The organism is Mucilaginibacter sp. P1_A3 (assembly GCF_056406855.1).
This window is the reverse complement of the sequence record NZ_JBFTZJ010000008.1, coordinates 178,729-194,414: the sequence shown is the minus strand read 5'-3', so window position 1 is coordinate 194,414 and position 15,686 is coordinate 178,729. Positions and strand designations below refer to the sequence as shown.

General features: G+C 42.8%; 13 protein-coding genes. 6 read left to right on the top strand and 7 right to left on the bottom strand.

What is annotated here, in order from left to right:
- Window positions 1-340 precede the first annotated feature (340 nt).
- The 6 genes from AC1D0K_RS18380 to AC1D0K_RS18355 form a co-directional block, all read right to left on the bottom strand.
- Window positions 341-2,725, bottom strand: a complete 2,385-nt coding sequence (locus AC1D0K_RS18380; protein WP_477390619.1) for a glycoside hydrolase family 3 C-terminal domain-containing protein — start codon at window positions 2,723-2,725, stop codon at window positions 341-343.
- A 440-nt stretch (window positions 2,726-3,165) separates the two neighbouring features.
- Window positions 3,166-3,906 (bottom strand): tyrosine-protein phosphatase, encoded by a 741-nt coding sequence (locus AC1D0K_RS18375; protein WP_477390617.1) that lies wholly within the window; start codon window positions 3,904-3,906, stop codon window positions 3,166-3,168.
- A 2-nt stretch (window positions 3,907-3,908) separates the two neighbouring features.
- Window positions 3,909-4,961: a dTDP-glucose 4,6-dehydratase gene (gene rfbB / locus AC1D0K_RS18370; protein ID WP_295720703.1), complete on the bottom strand. Its 1,053-nt coding sequence runs from the start codon at window positions 4,959-4,961 to the stop codon at window positions 3,909-3,911.
- Window positions 4,962-4,976: 15 nt separating this feature from the next.
- A complete protein-coding gene (gene galE, locus AC1D0K_RS18365) occupies window positions 4,977-5,999 on the bottom strand; it encodes a UDP-glucose 4-epimerase GalE (RefSeq protein WP_477390615.1) in 1,023 nt (340 codons plus the stop codon).
- Between the two features lie 46 nt (window positions 6,000-6,045).
- A complete protein-coding gene (locus tag AC1D0K_RS18360) occupies window positions 6,046-7,029 on the bottom strand; it encodes a UDP-glucuronic acid decarboxylase family protein (RefSeq protein ID WP_477441512.1) in 984 nt (327 codons plus the stop codon).
- On the bottom strand, window positions 7,029-8,342 hold the full coding sequence (locus tag AC1D0K_RS18355; RefSeq protein ID WP_477390611.1) for a UDP-glucose dehydrogenase family protein: 1,314 nt from the start codon (window positions 8,340-8,342) through the stop codon (window positions 7,029-7,031). The genes AC1D0K_RS18360 and AC1D0K_RS18355 overlap by 1 nt, the downstream gene beginning before the upstream one ends.
- Before the next feature lie 138 nt (window positions 8,343-8,480).
- Between AC1D0K_RS18355 and AC1D0K_RS18350 the strand changes: the two genes are divergently transcribed.
- Window positions 8,481-9,704: a 3-deoxy-D-manno-octulosonic acid transferase gene (locus AC1D0K_RS18350; RefSeq protein WP_477390609.1), complete on the top strand. Its 1,224-nt coding sequence runs from the start codon at window positions 8,481-8,483 to the stop codon at window positions 9,702-9,704.
- An 18-nt stretch (window positions 9,705-9,722) separates the two neighbouring features.
- Here AC1D0K_RS18350 and ruvX read toward each other — a convergent pair whose 3' ends face one another.
- Window positions 9,723-10,133, bottom strand: coding sequence for a Holliday junction resolvase RuvX (gene ruvX, locus AC1D0K_RS18345; protein ID WP_295720708.1), 411 nt, complete (start codon window positions 10,131-10,133; stop codon window positions 9,723-9,725).
- Between the two features lie 181 nt (window positions 10,134-10,314).
- Between ruvX and AC1D0K_RS18340 the strand changes: the two genes are divergently transcribed.
- From AC1D0K_RS18340 to AC1D0K_RS18320, 5 genes are all read left to right on the top strand, one after another.
- Entirely contained in the window at window positions 10,315-11,460 is a 1,146-nt protein-coding gene (locus AC1D0K_RS18340; protein ID WP_295720709.1) for a DNA polymerase III subunit, read from the top strand.
- Between the two features lie 2 nt (window positions 11,461-11,462).
- Entirely contained in the window at window positions 11,463-12,953 is a 1,491-nt protein-coding gene (locus AC1D0K_RS18335) for a PSP1 domain-containing protein (protein ID WP_477390606.1), read from the top strand.
- 1 nt (window position 12,954) lies between these two features.
- Entirely contained in the window at window positions 12,955-13,434 is a 480-nt protein-coding gene (locus tag AC1D0K_RS18330; RefSeq protein WP_477390604.1) for a gliding motility lipoprotein GldH, read from the top strand.
- 275 nt (window positions 13,435-13,709) lie between these two features.
- Complete coding sequence (locus AC1D0K_RS18325; protein WP_477390602.1) at window positions 13,710-15,080, top strand: DNA recombination protein RmuC; 1,371 nt, start codon at window positions 13,710-13,712, stop codon at window positions 15,078-15,080.
- 301 nt (window positions 15,081-15,381) lie between these two features.
- Complete coding sequence (locus AC1D0K_RS18320) at window positions 15,382-15,678, top strand: GIY-YIG nuclease family protein (RefSeq protein ID WP_477390600.1); 297 nt, start codon at window positions 15,382-15,384, stop codon at window positions 15,676-15,678.
- Window positions 15,679-15,686: the final 8 nt, after the last annotated feature.

Genomic DNA, 15,686 nt, shown 5'->3' with positions numbered 1-15,686 from the left:
ATTAGTTGGTTAGTGTTTATAATTGCCTTGTACCTATAAAAGCCATTGCAACACGTGGCTGCAATGGCATAGTTTAGATAGTTATTATGTGTTAAAAAATATTTTGTTTGCGATGCACGGAGCAATCCCCGATATTCAAAAAATCCTTTTTTGTCATCCTGAACGCAGTGAAGGATCTATTATTCGCCTTGCATCTTCGCCCTGTAAAGTCTGCGAATAGATCCTTCACTCCGTTCAGGATGACAAACCTTTCAAAACGTCATTTGCAGAATCCCAGACTTACGAAGTTTTTTAAACTTCGTAAGTCTTTCACCGGTTGTCATTTCGCAATAACTCCGTGTTATTTCATCTTCAATTCTTTAATAGCAACCTGCGGTGTTAGCACCTTGTTAACTTTTTCAACGGTGATATCTTTAGCCAGTTTAAAAGATGCTTTTTCTTCGATATCTCTTGATGATGAACCAAGCTTTACTTCATATTTACCTTCATCTGCAATCCAGGCCTCTCTGTTGGTATAGAAAGATGCAAGATCGGCAGCCTTGATAATGAAGGTCATGGTTTGCGATTCGCCGGCGGCCAGTAGGCGGGTTTTGGCAAATGCCTTTAACTCCTGCTCTGGTTTATCCAGATCTTTTTTAGGTGCGCTGATGTAAAGCTGCACCACTTCTTTACCTGCAATATCGCCTGTGTTTTTAACAGTGATGGTAGCGGTAATGCTCTTCACAAAATCGGCTGAACTTAATTTCAGATCGCTGAATTTAAATTTAGTGTATGATAAGCCATAACCAAATTCATAAGCCGGTTTAATTTTAGCTGCATCGTAATAACGATAACCCACATAAATTCCCTCCTCATAAGTAACAGACTCCGGCTTAGGCATAGGTGTACCAGGGAAATTATTAGCCGATGGCACATCCTTATACTCCATTGGGAAAGTTGTAGCCAATTTACCCGATGGATTAACCGTACCGCTCAAAACATCAGCTATAGCATTACCAGCTTCCAAACCAGGTTGCCATGCCAACAATATGCCATCTACATCATCGCGCCAGCTGGCAACTTCAATAACACCACCAATATTTAATACTACAACTACTTTTTTACCCTTTGCATGAAATGCTGCTGTAACTTCTTTGATTAATCCCTTTTCAGCATCATTTAAATAGTAGTCGCCTTCTAATTTCCTGTCAGCGCCTTCACCGGCGTTCCTGCCAATGGTAATCAAAGCAACATCGGCACCGTTTGCTTCATCCGTCACTATGCCTTTCACATCCATTTCTGGGATGGGAGCGGGGTGATCAAAGAAGTTTTTAGGTTTAGGTTGTTTCAATTTCATATCAGCCAGGTAAGTGCCGTAGTTTTTTGACAGAGTTTCCTGTAGCTTGAAACCGGCATTGTTTAAACCCTGCATTAAAGAAATAGTATATGCCTTGTTCACATCGCCGCTACCGGTACCGCCGGCGATAATATCATAGGAGGTATTCCCAAATACAGCTACCCTTTTTGCGGAGAGGATCGGTAAAGCATGGTCATCATTTTTCAACAATACCATACCCTGGGCAGCCGCCTCGCGGGCTACTTTGGCATGTCCCGCTAAATCCGGCGCATCAGAGTATTTGTATTTTGTAAACGACGGCGATTTAACAATCACATTCAGCATCCGTTCCACGTTGGCATTCAGTTGCGTGATATTTAAGGTGCCTTTCTTAACCGCGGCTACAATGTCGTCAGATTGGCTGGGACTTCCGGGCATAATCAGGTCATTTCCCGCCTTCATTTGTGCAACGGCATCAGCACCGCCAAACCAATCCGTCATTACAAAACCTTTAAAGCCCCATTCCTTTTTTAACACGGTTGTAAGCAGATCATGCCTTTGTGAAGTAAAGGTGCCGTTAAGTTTATTGTATGACGACATTACTGTCCACGGTTGTGATTTTTTTACAGCGATCTCGAAGCCTTTCAAATACAACTCGCGCATGGCTCTTTCACTTACAATGGTGTTGATGGAGTTGCGATTAGTTTCCTGGTTATTGGCAGCATAGTGTTTTATAGATGTACCTACACCGTTTGATTGTATCCCGCGCACAATTGCGGCGGTCATGTTACCGGCAACCAGCGGATCTTCTGAATAATATTCAAAATTACGGCCACCTAATGGATTGCGGTGGATGTTTAAACCCGGAGCTAATAAAATATCCACTCCGTATTCGCGCACCTCGTTACCGAAAGCTACGCCCACTTTGTTTACCAGCTCGGTGTCCCAGCTGCTGGCAAGCAGAGTTGCAACAGGAAAGGCGGTTGCGTAGTATGTTTTTGATTTGTCGCCATCGCGGATAGGCTCTATACGTAATCCTGCAGGGCCATCAGATACCGTCATGGATGGGATACCCAAACGAGGGATCGCATGGGTGCGACCAGCAGCACCCGGAACTTTTTCAGGAATATTATAGGCATCAGGATCAGATGGTGGCAATTTGAAGCCACCAATATCTATTGCTTCCGGCTTTTTACCCTTTACCGGCGGTGGCATACCCGGCATTTTAAAGCCCATTCCCACAACCAGTTTTGATTTTTCTTCTAATGTCATCGCAGCCACTATCTGCTTAACATTATTTGCGCGCAATTGCAGCGGCTGTTTTTCACTTTGAGCCTGCACCGTGGAGATTAAACTTCCGGTAGCCCACATAATTACAATAGCAACATTAAATCTGTAGCTTATCTTCATGATTAAAGGTTAAAAAATTGGTGTGTAATAATTGGCTATAACTTGTTTATTAACAGCAAATAACAGCATTGTGTCAATATAACACAATAGTATATATTATCTTTTGCAATTGCAAGTGTTTGGAAGATTTTTGGATGAAGGACATTTGGAGCAAGGAACAAGGATTTTTGGACGTTCAGACATTCAGACAAAGGACTATCGGACTTTTGGATGAAGGAACAAGGATTTTTGGACGTTCGGACATTCAGACAAAGGACTATCGGACTTTTGGATAAAGGAACTAGGATTTTGGCGCTGGATACTTTTGGGGGGCAGAGGCATTAAATAAAAAAGCACCTCAGTTGGGTGCCTTTTTCATTTAAATCGTTTGTCCGAACATTCTGTCGTCCAAAAACCCCTCATTCAAAAATCCTTGCTCCTTACTCCAAATGTCCTTGCTCCTAAAAAAGAAGTTTATTCTTTAACGGAGTATCAAACAGGAGCTTTTCGGTGTAGGAGCAGCGCAGGGCATCTTTTAATGCGGAAGCGTGTTTTTCATGGTGCATATCACTTGATATGAAATCGATCATATTATTATCGATAAGCATTTCGGCCAGTTTTTTTACCTCTTTTCCATAGTAGCCTGTTAATGATATGGTATTCAATTGCATGCTGCATCCCCAGCCCTGTATGTTTTTGTATTGCTCAAGATCCATATATGGATACCTTTCCGGATGCGCTAAGATGGGTTTATAACCCATATCATTCATTTTTTGCAGAACAGGTATAACATTAGGTGGCTGGTTGATAAAAGAAAACTCAAACAGCACATAATTATCGCCCATGGTCATTAATTTACCATCAGCTACACGCTGTTCAAATGTTTCATCAAAATAATGCTCTGCAGCTGTTTCAATAGGTATATCTATGTTCTCCTTTTTCAACTCCGCTTTCAAGCTTTCCAATGAACTCGCAATTGTTTCCGGCGTGTTCCTGTAAAAATCGATCATCACGTGGGGGGTGGCAATAATCTTTTTAATACCCAGATCCATCATCTTACGGATAAGTATAACGGAATCCTGTGGTGTTTTTGCGCCATCGTCTATTCCGGGCAAAATATGTGAGTGCATATCAACCATGATAGAATCATAATTGAAATCTACTTCTTTTCTCTCTTTTTTCTTTTTAAATAACCCAAACATAGTTACCGGTTAGTATACTGCCCTTTATAATATTGCTGGTAGTTACCTGATGTAACATTTTGCAGCCACTCCTCATTGGCGAGGTACCAATCTACGGTTTTTTCCAATCCCTCTTCAAAAGTTATTGTTGGAACCCAGCCCAGGTCATTCTTCAATTTTGATGAATCAATGGCATAACGCATATCATGTCCGGCCCTGTCTGTTACATAGGTAATTAGTTTTGCAGAATCACCCGCTTCCCTGCCCAGTTTATTATCCAGGATAGTACACAGTAAGTTGATTAGGTCGATATTTTTCCACTCATTGTGGCCGCCGATGTTATAAGTTTCTCCGGCTTTTGCCTGATGAAAAATTACATCTATCGCCCTTGCATGATCCTCTACCCAAAGCCAATCGCGAATGTTCTCGCCCTTTCCATAAACAGGAACGGGCTTGCTTTGTTTGATATTGTTAATGGCCAGGGGAATCAGCTTCTCCGGAAAATGAAAAGACCCGTAGTTATTTGAGCAATTTGATATCACCGTGTTGAGCCCGTAAGTATCCTGGTAAGCCCTCACAAAATGATCAGAGCTGGCCTTTGATGCGGAGTATGGCGAATGCGGATCATAAGCCGTTTCCTCTGTAAACATCCCATCTTCGCCCAATGTGCCATAAACCTCATCTGTTGATACATGGTAAAAACGGGTTTGATCGTAGCGGCCTTTCCAGCTTTCGCGGGCAACATTCAGCAAGTTAACGGTTCCTACCACATTGGTCATCACAAACTCAAGCGGATTGGTAATTGATCTATCCACATGCGATTCTGCCGCAAGGTGGATCACCGCATCTGGTTTTTCTGTTTCGAAAAGATTATTTATAAATTCAAGATCTACAATATCGCCTTTTACAAACCTGTAATTGGGCTCATTCTCAATATCTCTTAAATTTTCGAGGTTGCCCGCGTATGTTAATTTATCTAAATTAATAATGGTATAGTTTGGATAGGTTTTAACAAACCGGCGCACCACATGCGAACCTATAAAACCAGCGCCACCCGTAATAATGATCTTTTGCATTAGTTGAATTTTAATTTATAACGGATTTTGAGATATGTATTTTTCCCATTCCCAGGCAGATGACATCATGGTTTCAATCCCCAGCTCTGTCTTCCAGCCTAATTTATTGGCAGATTTGGTTACATCGCCCCAAACCTTCTCCACATCGCCGGGCCGGCGGGGGCCAACTTCGTAATTTACTTTTACACCGGTAGCGCGTTCAAAAGCCTTTATAACACCCAACACGGTATTGCCCTGGCCTGTACCTATATTAAATACATCGTAGCTTTGATCTTCTTTTTTCTCCAACAACCTTAGCGCCGCCACGTGAGCTTTAGCTAAGTCAACCACGTGGATATAGTCGCGTACACAGCTGCCATCGGGGGTATCGTAATCATTACCAAAAACAGTTAGTTTTTGGCGTTTGCCAATGGCCGTTTGCGTGATAAATGGTACCAGGTTTTGAGGCACACCAATTGGCAACTCGCCTATAAGTGCTGTTTCATGGGCACCTACCGGGTTAAAATATCTTAATGATACAACTTTATAGCTGCTTGTACCAGATGCAATCATGTCTTTCAGTATTTCCTCGGCAATTTGTTTAGTATTGCCATAAGGCGATTGGGCCGGTTGCACAGGGGCTTCTTCATTTACCGGCAAATGCTCTGGCTGCCCGTAAACGGTACAGCTTGATGAAAACACAAAATTTAATGGCTTGCCATAATATGCATCCAATAAATTAATGAGCGAATAAAAATTATTACGATAGTATTTGAGCGGTTTTTGCACCGATTCGCCTACCGCTTTAAAAGCAGCGAAATGAATGATACCTGCAACATCAGGTTCGGCAATTGTCAAAGCCTTTACACTGGCCTCATCACAAAGATCAAGTTTGTGAAAAACCGGTTTGTAGCCAATGATTTTGGCCAGCTGATCTAAAATCTTAGGGTCAGAGTTGGAAAGATCGTCAACAATAACAGGTTCATAACCTGCATTTACTAATTCAACAACGGTGTGGGAGCCTATAAAACCCAGGCCGCCTGTTACTAATATCTTCATTTATGGTGCATGTATTAAAGCTATTCCTTTAACAGGAATAAGGTTGCTATTTATTATAGTACGTAAAATCCTTGTGGTTTATTTCTGTTGCAGGTAATGATTTAAAGTAATCAAGCGTAATCTTTAAACCCTCGCTCCTGGAAACTTTTGGCTCCCAGCCTAATATAGCCCTTGCTTTGGTAATATCCGGACGGCGCTGTTTTGGATCATCTGTTGGTAATGGCAGGCTAATAAGTTTTTGATCGGTGCCTGTTAGCTTGATGATTTCCTCACCAAACTGCCTGATGGTTATTTCATCCGGGTTACCGATATTCATCGGCTGGGCATAATCACTATGTAAAAGCCTGTAAATACCTTCTACAAGGTCATCAACATAACAAAACGAACGGGTTTGTGAGCCATCGCCAAACATGGTTAATGATTCGCCCCTTAAAGCCTGGCCAATAAAGGCTGGCAATACGCGGCCGTCATTCAATCGCATGCGCGGCCCATAGGTATTAAATATCCGAATGATCCGTGTCTCTAAACCGTGAAAGGTATGATAAGCCATGGTTATTGCTTCCTGGAAACGCTTGGCTTCGTCATATACCCCGCGCGGGCCAACCGGATTTACATTGCCCCAGTATTCCTCTGGTTGTGGGTTAACGTTTGGATCTCCGTATACTTCTGATGTGGAAGCGATAAGCATCCTTGCTCCTTTTGAGCGGGCCAAACCCAGCAAATTATGCGTACCTAATGAGCCTACTTTTAGGGTTTGGATAGGAATCTTTAAATAATCAATCGGGCTTGCCGGCGATGCAAAGTGAAGTATGTAGTGAAGTTCGCCGGGAACAAATACAAAGGTGGAAACATCATGGTTATAAAACTCAAAATTCTCCAGCTTAAAAAGGTGTTGAATGTTGCGCAGATCACCTGTTATCAGGTTATCCATTCCAATTACATGGTAACCTTCTTTAATAAACCTGTCGCAAAGGTGCGAGCCCAAAAACCCTGCTGCTCCGGTAATTAATATTCTTTTACGGTTTGTCATTAACTTATTACTTTACGTCCGATACTATTATAATAAAACCCATGGTCTTTCATCCTGTCAAGATCGTAAAGATTACGACCATCAAATATAACGGGAGCATTTAACTTTTCTTTCATGAAATCAAAATCAGGGGTGCGGAAAACCGGCCACTCTGTTACAATCAGCAAAGCATCCGCGCCATCAAGCGCGCTGTACCTGTCTGCAGCATATTCAATTTTATCGCCAAGTAATTTCTTAACGTTTGGCATTCCTTCCGGGTCGTAAGCAATTACGGATGCGCCGGCAGCCAAAAGTTCATCAATGATGTATAAGGCAGGTGCTTCACGAATATCGTCGGTTTCGGGTTTAAATGCAAGGCCCCAAAGCGCAAACCTCTTGCCTTTTAAGCCGTCCTCTCCATAATAATCCCGCAGTTTAACTACCAGGCGCTTCTTTTGCGTTTCGTTAACCTCCATCACCGAGTTCAGGATCTTAAATTCGTAGTTATTTTCCCCGGCCGATTTTGCAAGCGCCTGCACATCTTTAGGGAAACAGCTTCCGCCGTAACCAACTCCCGGAAACAGGAAACGCTTGCCTATACGGGCATCGGCTCCCACGCCTTTACGCACCATATCCACATCTGCGCCAACCAGCTCGCACATATTGGCAATCTCGTTCATAAAAGTGATTTTAGTGGCAAGAAATGAATTGGCCGCATATTTTGTAAGCTCGGATGAGCGCTCATCCATATAAAGGATAGGGTTACCCTGGCGTACATAAGGTGCATAAAGATCGCCCATAATCACCCGCGCTTTTTCATCCATGGTGCCAATAACAACCCTGTCTGGTTTCATAAAATCCTCAACAGCCACACCTTCCCGTAAAAATTCGGGGTTTGATACTACCGCAAAGGGAATATCGGTATTGGCTTTCATTATCGCTGTAACCTTATCGGCGGTACCAACGGGTACGGTTGATTTGGTAACGATAACCTTATACTCGGTAATTAACTTTGCTATATCTTTCGCGGCACCAAGCACGTAACTGAGGTCGGCAGAGCCATCGGCACCCGGGGGCGTTGGCAATGCCAAAAATATAACCTTTGCAGGACCTATCGCTTCGGCAAGGTTGGTGGTAAATGTTAACCTCTCCTGTTTTATATTGCGGTGAAATAACAGGTCAAGGCCCGGTTCATAAATAGGCATTTGACCAGCGCGCATCTTATTAACTTTTTCTTCAACTATATCTACGCAGGCTACCTCGTTCCCGGTTTCGGCTAAGCACGTTCCGGTTACCAAACCAACATAGCCGGTACCAATTACAGCAATTTTCATTGTTTATATTGTTTTAAGTGTTTAAGTTCTAATCCCGCATTAATTTAAAGCAGGCTTTAAGCCCCACGTTTTTACTACTACAGTAATTAATAATTGTTACTACTTTTAACCCCGGCTAAGATAACGAACATAATTAAAATGGTGTTATTATATAATATTGGGTTAAGGTTATATTTTGTTGCCATATATATAGTGGCGTTTTTTAATAAAAAAGCCAGCCAGTGGATAAATGGGAGAAAAGACCAAAATCTTTTACGTATAAATAGTTGTATTTGGTTTCATTTTGCGTCACTCGGCGAATTTGAACAGGGGAGGCCCATTTTAGAAGCGTTGAGAGCTCTCCATCCCGATAAAAAAATCGTAGTCAGTTTTTTTTCACCGTCCGGATATGAGATCAGGAAAAATACCCCCCTTGCCGATTTTGTGTATTATCTGCCTTTAGATACGGCTGCAAATGCCGCTCAGTTTATCAATGCCATACAGCCCGAAATGGCTGTTTTTACCAAATATGAATACTGGTACCATTACTTTAATGAGCTGCACAAACACCAGGTGCCGTTGTTCATCATATCGGGAATTTTTAGGCCAAAGCAAATATTTTTCAAGTGGTTCGGTAGTTTTTCGCGTAAAACATTGAGCTTTGTAACTCACTTTTTTTTACAGGATGAAACATCAAAGCTGCTGCTACAAAACATTGGCTTTACCAATGTAACTGTAAGCGGCGATACCCGTTTTGATAGGGTTTGGGCCAACGCGCAGCACCACAAGGAGATAGCAGGGATTGCCGGATTTGTCAATGGTAAAAAAGTTTTTGTTGCCGGCAGTACCTGGCCACAGGATGAAGAATTACTGGCCGCGCTACCCGCACTATACCCGGATTGGAAATTCATTTTTGCACCACATGAAATTGGGGAAGAACGAATAAATAACCTTATCGGTTTATTACCCAAAGGCTCGGCAATAAAATACTCCGGGTTAATTCAAAAAGAGGAACACTCCGCTCGGCACTCATCATACGCCACGCTTATTATTGATAACATTGGTATGCTGTCTTCTTTATATGCGTACGGTGATCTTGCCTATATTGGCGGTGGTTTTGGTGCCGGCATTCATAACACATTGGAGGCGGCTGCATTTGGCCTGCCGGTAATATTTGGCCCCAATTACCAAAAATTTAACGAGGCGAGGGAATTAATAGCTTTAAAGGCCGGGTTTAGCATAAACGATGCTGCACAGCTGAAAGGCATTGTTGATACCCTTGCTACCGATGAAGCTTTTTATACCATCACCAGCAAAAAGGCCGCTACGTATGTAAAAGAACATACCGGGGCTACAGATAGCATCATGACTCAGATTGGTTAATACCAGGAAGATGGCCTGTTAGTACGATTTGCCCATATATGATTGCAGCAATATCACCGCCGATATGGTATCAACCAGCTCCTTATTCTGCCGGCCCTTTTTATTCATCCCGCTTTGCGCAATAACCGCCGAAGCCATTTTTGAAGTAAAGCGCTCATCAAGCATCTCGACAGGAATCTCCGGAAAGGTTTTTTTTAGCAGGCCTACAAAGCCTTTTACGTGAATAGCCGATTGTGACGGCGTGTTATCCATCTGTTTCGGTTCGCCTACAATGAACCGTTCAACCTGCTCTGTTTTAAAATACGTTTTCAGGTAATCAACTATATACATTGGATGTACCGTATCCAACCCGGTGGCGATGATCTGCAAAGGATCGGTAACCGCAATGCCAATACGCTTAGTTCCGTAATCAAAAGCCATTATTCTCATTTGGCAAAGATAGGAGATGTGAAAGGTGGTGAGAAAGGCCTGCGAAATTATTTCTCATATTATTAATCCTTGATACTTATTAAATCAGCATAAACACTCATCTGCCTATATATCTGCTTCCTATATAAAATCTATCCCTGTCATATCTCACATCCCAAATCTTCTTCTTATTTTGCACCAAATGCAGTTTAAGCAAATAGTAGGACAAGCGGCAACAAAACAACGGTTGCTTAACTCGGTGACAGAGAACCGGGTAAGCCATGCGCAGTTGTTTTTGGGCCCCGAGGGATCGGGAAGCCTTGCACTTGCTGTTGCCTATGCCCAATACCTATCCTGCGAAGATAAGCAACCGGATGACTCCTGTGGCGTATGTTCATCATGCCGCAAGTACAATAAATTAATGCATCCCGATCTGCATTTTTCATACCCTTTCTTCGCCAAACATAAGGATGATACCGCGCTTACTTTTATTGAGCAATGGCGCGAGGCTTTTACTGCAAACCCTTACATGAACCTGGATACCTGGCGCGGATACCTGGATGCCGAAAACAAACAAGCCAATATCAACATTGCCGAGTGCCACCAGATTATCAAGAAACTCAGCTTCAAACCATTTGAATCTGCCTATAAAATATTGATCCTTTGGCTGCCCGAATATTTGGAAAAAGAGGGGAACGCTTTACTGAAGATCATTGAGGAGCCTCAGCCAAATACACTTTTTATATTGGTGGCCCAAAACCAGGATCAGATCCTGAACACCATCCTTTCGCGCACACAGCTGATAAAAATCCCTTGCCTGCTTTCGTCCGAAGTGAAGGAATACTTAATTGCAGAGCACAATCAAACCGAGGATGCCGCGGCCGAAATTGCTTACCTCACCAATGGCAACTTAACCGAGGCATTAACCATGCTGCAGCAGGATACCAAGAGCTATCACACTTTATTTGTACAATGGCTGCGCTTGTGCTTCAGTAACAAAGGGCTGGAGGTTTTAACTTTTGTTGACCAGTTTGCCAAGATGGGAAGGGAGAACCAAAAGAATTTTTTACGATACGGCATCAGCTTTATCCGCGAGTGTTGCCTGCTGATAGCGGGCGCCGGCAACCTGGTACACCTGCCTGCCAAAGAGCTGGAAACAGCCCAAAAAATGACCAACGTGCTGAGCATAGAAAAAGCACAAACCATAAGCACCGAGCTTGAAAAGGCACATTACCACGTAGAGAGAAACGCAAACCCTAAAATTTTATTTTTAGATGTATCTTTACAGATTATAAAAATACTAAATTTAAAAACCATCCCTACGGGGAGTCAATATATACCAAATTAATTATGGGATGTGGAAGTTGCTCAACAGGGGGCGGATGCTCACCTGCGGGCTGTAAAAGTAATGGTTCATGCCTTACTAATGGTTGCAGCAAATTAGATGTTTACGATTGGCTATCCCATATGGATATGCCAACTAATTATAAACCGTATCCGGTTATCGAAGTAAAATTTAAAGGTTCGCGCAAGGAGTTTTTCCTGAATAACGACAATATTTACCTCGAAGCCGGCGAACTGGTAGCTGTTGAAGCAACTACAGGCGGCTATGATATTGGTCACGTTTCTATCACCGGCGAACTGGTGCGCATGCAAATGACCAAGCGCCATGTAAAAGAAGCCGACGTAGTTAAAAAGATCTACCGGAAAGCTACTGTAGCCGATGTAGAAAAGTGGAAAGCCGCCAAGGATATGGAGTGGGAAACCATGCACAAATCGCGTAAACTGGCGTTGGATCTTAACCTGAGCATGAAGCTTAGTGATGTGGATTACCAGGGCGATAAAACCAAGGCTACCTTTTATTATACAGCCGAAGGCCGTGTTGATTTCAGGGAGCTGATAAAAAAAATGGCCGAAACTTTCCGGATCCGGATAGAGATGCGCCAGATAGGGATGAGGCAGGAAGCAAGCCGTTTAGGCGGCATTGGCTCATGCGGACGCGAGCTTTGCTGTTCAACCTGGTTAACCGATTTTAAAACGGTTTCTACCTCGGCAGCCCGCTACCAAAACCTTTCTTTAAATACCTTAAAACTGGCCGGGCAATGCGGTAAGTTAAAATGCTGCTTAAATTACGAGCTGGATACTTACATGGATGCCCTTAAGCATATCCCTGATAATGTGAATGTGCTTAAAACCGAAAAGGGTGATGCTCGCCTGCAAAAAACAGACATCTTTAAAAAGATCATGTGGTTTAGCTATCCCCGCGAGGAATCATGGGTGCCTATGCCAATTGCCAAGGTTAAAGAAATTCAACAACTGAATCGTGAAGGTATTATCCCTGCCGATTTGGGCGAAATGGAGGAAGACGAAACACTAACCGTTAAAGCGCTTGACTATGAAAACGTAGTTGGCCAGGATAGCCTTACCCGCCTTGATGACCGTGCGCGCAGCAAAAATCAAAAGAAAAACAACAACAATAATCGCAATAAAACTCAAAAACCGGCTACTCCCGGCGGCGATGTAAAACCGAACAACCAGCAACGCCCGCCAGGAACAACGCCTGCAACCGAAAAAACAGCCGGCGCCCCGGACGCTAATCGCCCACCACAAGGTAGCCGCCCGCCAAAGCAACAAGGCAACCGTCCGCCGCAAAACCAGGGTAATAAGCCACAACAACAGGGGCCTAAACCACCGCAGCAAGGCAACAAACCACCACAGGAAGGTGACAGACCGCCGCGTGAAGGGGGCAATAATAACAGGCGTAACAGGCCAAACCGCCCAAACCCCAACAGCCAAAACCGTAACAATAATAATCCACCACAGCAGGATACACCACAATAAAATGAAACGGTTTATAAAGATACTTTATCCGGCAGCATGTATGTTAATCATGCTGCTGGGTAGCTGTACCGACCCTAAAGCGGTTATTGATGCCAACTCGGCCATTACAGATCATAATTGGTCGTACGTTAACCGGGTTAAGTTTGATTGCAACATCACAGATGCAAATGCTGCCTATAACCTTTACTTTAATTTAAGGGTTACCGATGCCTACAAATACTCCAATATGTTTGTACTCATTTATCAAACATTGCCCGGCAAACAGGTAAAAGTAACACGCTACGAAGTAAAACTTGCCTCCCGCGATGGGGAGTGGCTGGGTAAAGGCTCGGGTAATTTGTATAGCTACCAGCTGCCTTTTCAAACCAACATTAAATTCCCGGCAAAGGGCAATTACCATTTCGAGATAGAGCAAAACATGCGGGATAACCCTTTGCATGAAGTAAGTGATGTGGGCCTGAGGATAGCGAAGGTCCAGTAATTATTCCTTTTCCCCTGATCCCAAATACAGCCATGCCTAACTATAACCGCGCTTGATAAAGCCGGTGCCTGCGCTTCTTTTAATAAAGCCGTTGCCATGGGTAATAAACTGGCTCCTGATAATATTAGTAATTTTTGTAAGTAAAATATAGCTTATCTCATTTATTTCGGCCCCGTATTTTTTGGTATTACCTCTTATTTGGCAATGCCCTTTTTGTATATGCCCATTTCCTTTACTAAAAATATTATCTTAAATTTGCTAATATTTTTATCAAAATGAGTGCTGATATACTAATTATCGTAGCGGTTGTTATCCTGTTAATAGCCGTTTTATTATTCATCAAAAAGCCTAAGGCAGCTGAATTAATTTCGGCAGAGGAACTGAACAGGCTACGGGTAGAAAGTGACCAATTTAAAATTGCTCTGGCCAGGGCCGAGGAAAAAGCAAGCGGCTTATTAAGCGACAAGGAAAGTATCACCCGGTTTTTAAAAGAAGATAAGGACCGTATCCTGGATGAACTTTTCCAGGAACGCGCCCTGCTTGCTCAGGCCAATCAATCGCTGGAGAGTGCACGGTCCTACTATAAATCGCAGCAGGAAAAAATGCAGGAGCAAAAGCTGGAGATAGAGCAGATCCGTGTGCAGTTTCAGCGGGAGTTTGAGAACGTGGCAGAGAAGCTGCTGAAAGAAAAATCAAAGGAATTTATTGATGTAAACCGTACCAACCTGGATCTTATCCTTAATCCGCTTAAAGAAAACCTGAAAGCTTTTGAGGATAAAGTAGAGAAGGTTTACAACATGGAAGCCGCCGAGCGCAACACGCTTAAAGGGGTAATTACCCAACTGATGGACCTTAACAAACAGATAAGCGATGAAGCGCAGAATTTAACAAAAGCCCTTAAAGGCGATAACAAAAAACAAGGCAACTGGGGCGAGGTGATCCTGGAAAGGGTATTAGAACGCTCGGGCCTGGTTAAAGACCAGGAATACCGCATCCAGGCAGCGATGCAGGCCAATGATGGTTCACGTTATCAGCCGGATGTAATTATTGATCTGCCCGATGAAAAGCATTTAGTTATCGACTCCAAAGTATCCCTTATTGCCTACGAGCGACTGGTAAATGCTGATACCGAAGAAGACAGGAAACTGTTTGCCAAAGCACATATCGAATCTATCCGCGGCCACATCAATGGGCTATCGGCAAAAAAATATCATGATTTGTATAAGATCAATTCACCAGATTTTGTGTTGCTTTTTGTGCCGATAGAATCCTCTTTCAGCATTGCCGTACAGCTGGATGGCGAGCTGTTTAACTATGCCTGGGATAAAAAAGTGGTGATCGTGAGTCCGTCTACATTACTGGCAACCCTGCGTACCATTGCCAGCATGTGGAAACAGGAACGCCAGAACCGCAACGTACTGGAAATTGCCCGCCTAAGCGGCGATATGTATGATAAGTTTGTTGGCTTCCTGAGCGATATGGATAGCATAGGGAAGAATATTAGTTATACCCAAAATGCCTATAACAGCGCCATAAACAAACTTTCAGATGGCCGTGGAAATTTGACCACCACTGCCGAGAAAATCAAAAAGTTAGGTGCAAAGGCCGATAAGCAGATTGATCAAAAGTTTTTGGGGGATGAGTAAGCTCTTTTCAGCATCCTAATGCGGGAATAAAAAGCAATAAACGTAAGCCCAACTAACCCCGAAGTCATGCCGAATTTATTTCGGCACCCCACAGGACAGGTAGGCAGGGGATAAGTATACAAAATGCAAGTAGCAGACCTAACAGACGTGATTATCCTAAAGGCCTCATTTTTTAACTTTATAATACCCTCAAGCTAATGAAAAAGCTGTTATAAATTAAAAAGAGCGATTTTCCCTTTTTAGAAAACATTTACACTAAGTCCATTTTTTTTAATTTTACTTACCTAAACCGATTCCCAAAATGCTCTATAAACAAGGTCATGTTTATATAATGACAAACATTTATCGCACTACTTTTTACATTGGTGTCACCAGCGATCTACGTACGAGGGTTTGGCAACATATAAATGGAGAAGGGTCTGAATTTGTTAAGAAATACAAGCTTCATGATTTGGTTTACTATGAATACTTTGAGAGAATAACGGATGCTATCGATCGTGAAAAGCAATTGAAAAGATGGCATCAGGATTGGAAAATAAACCAGATTAAATCTGTAAATCCGGAGATGAAGGATTTAAAAGATGATTTGGAACTTTAATTTTATCG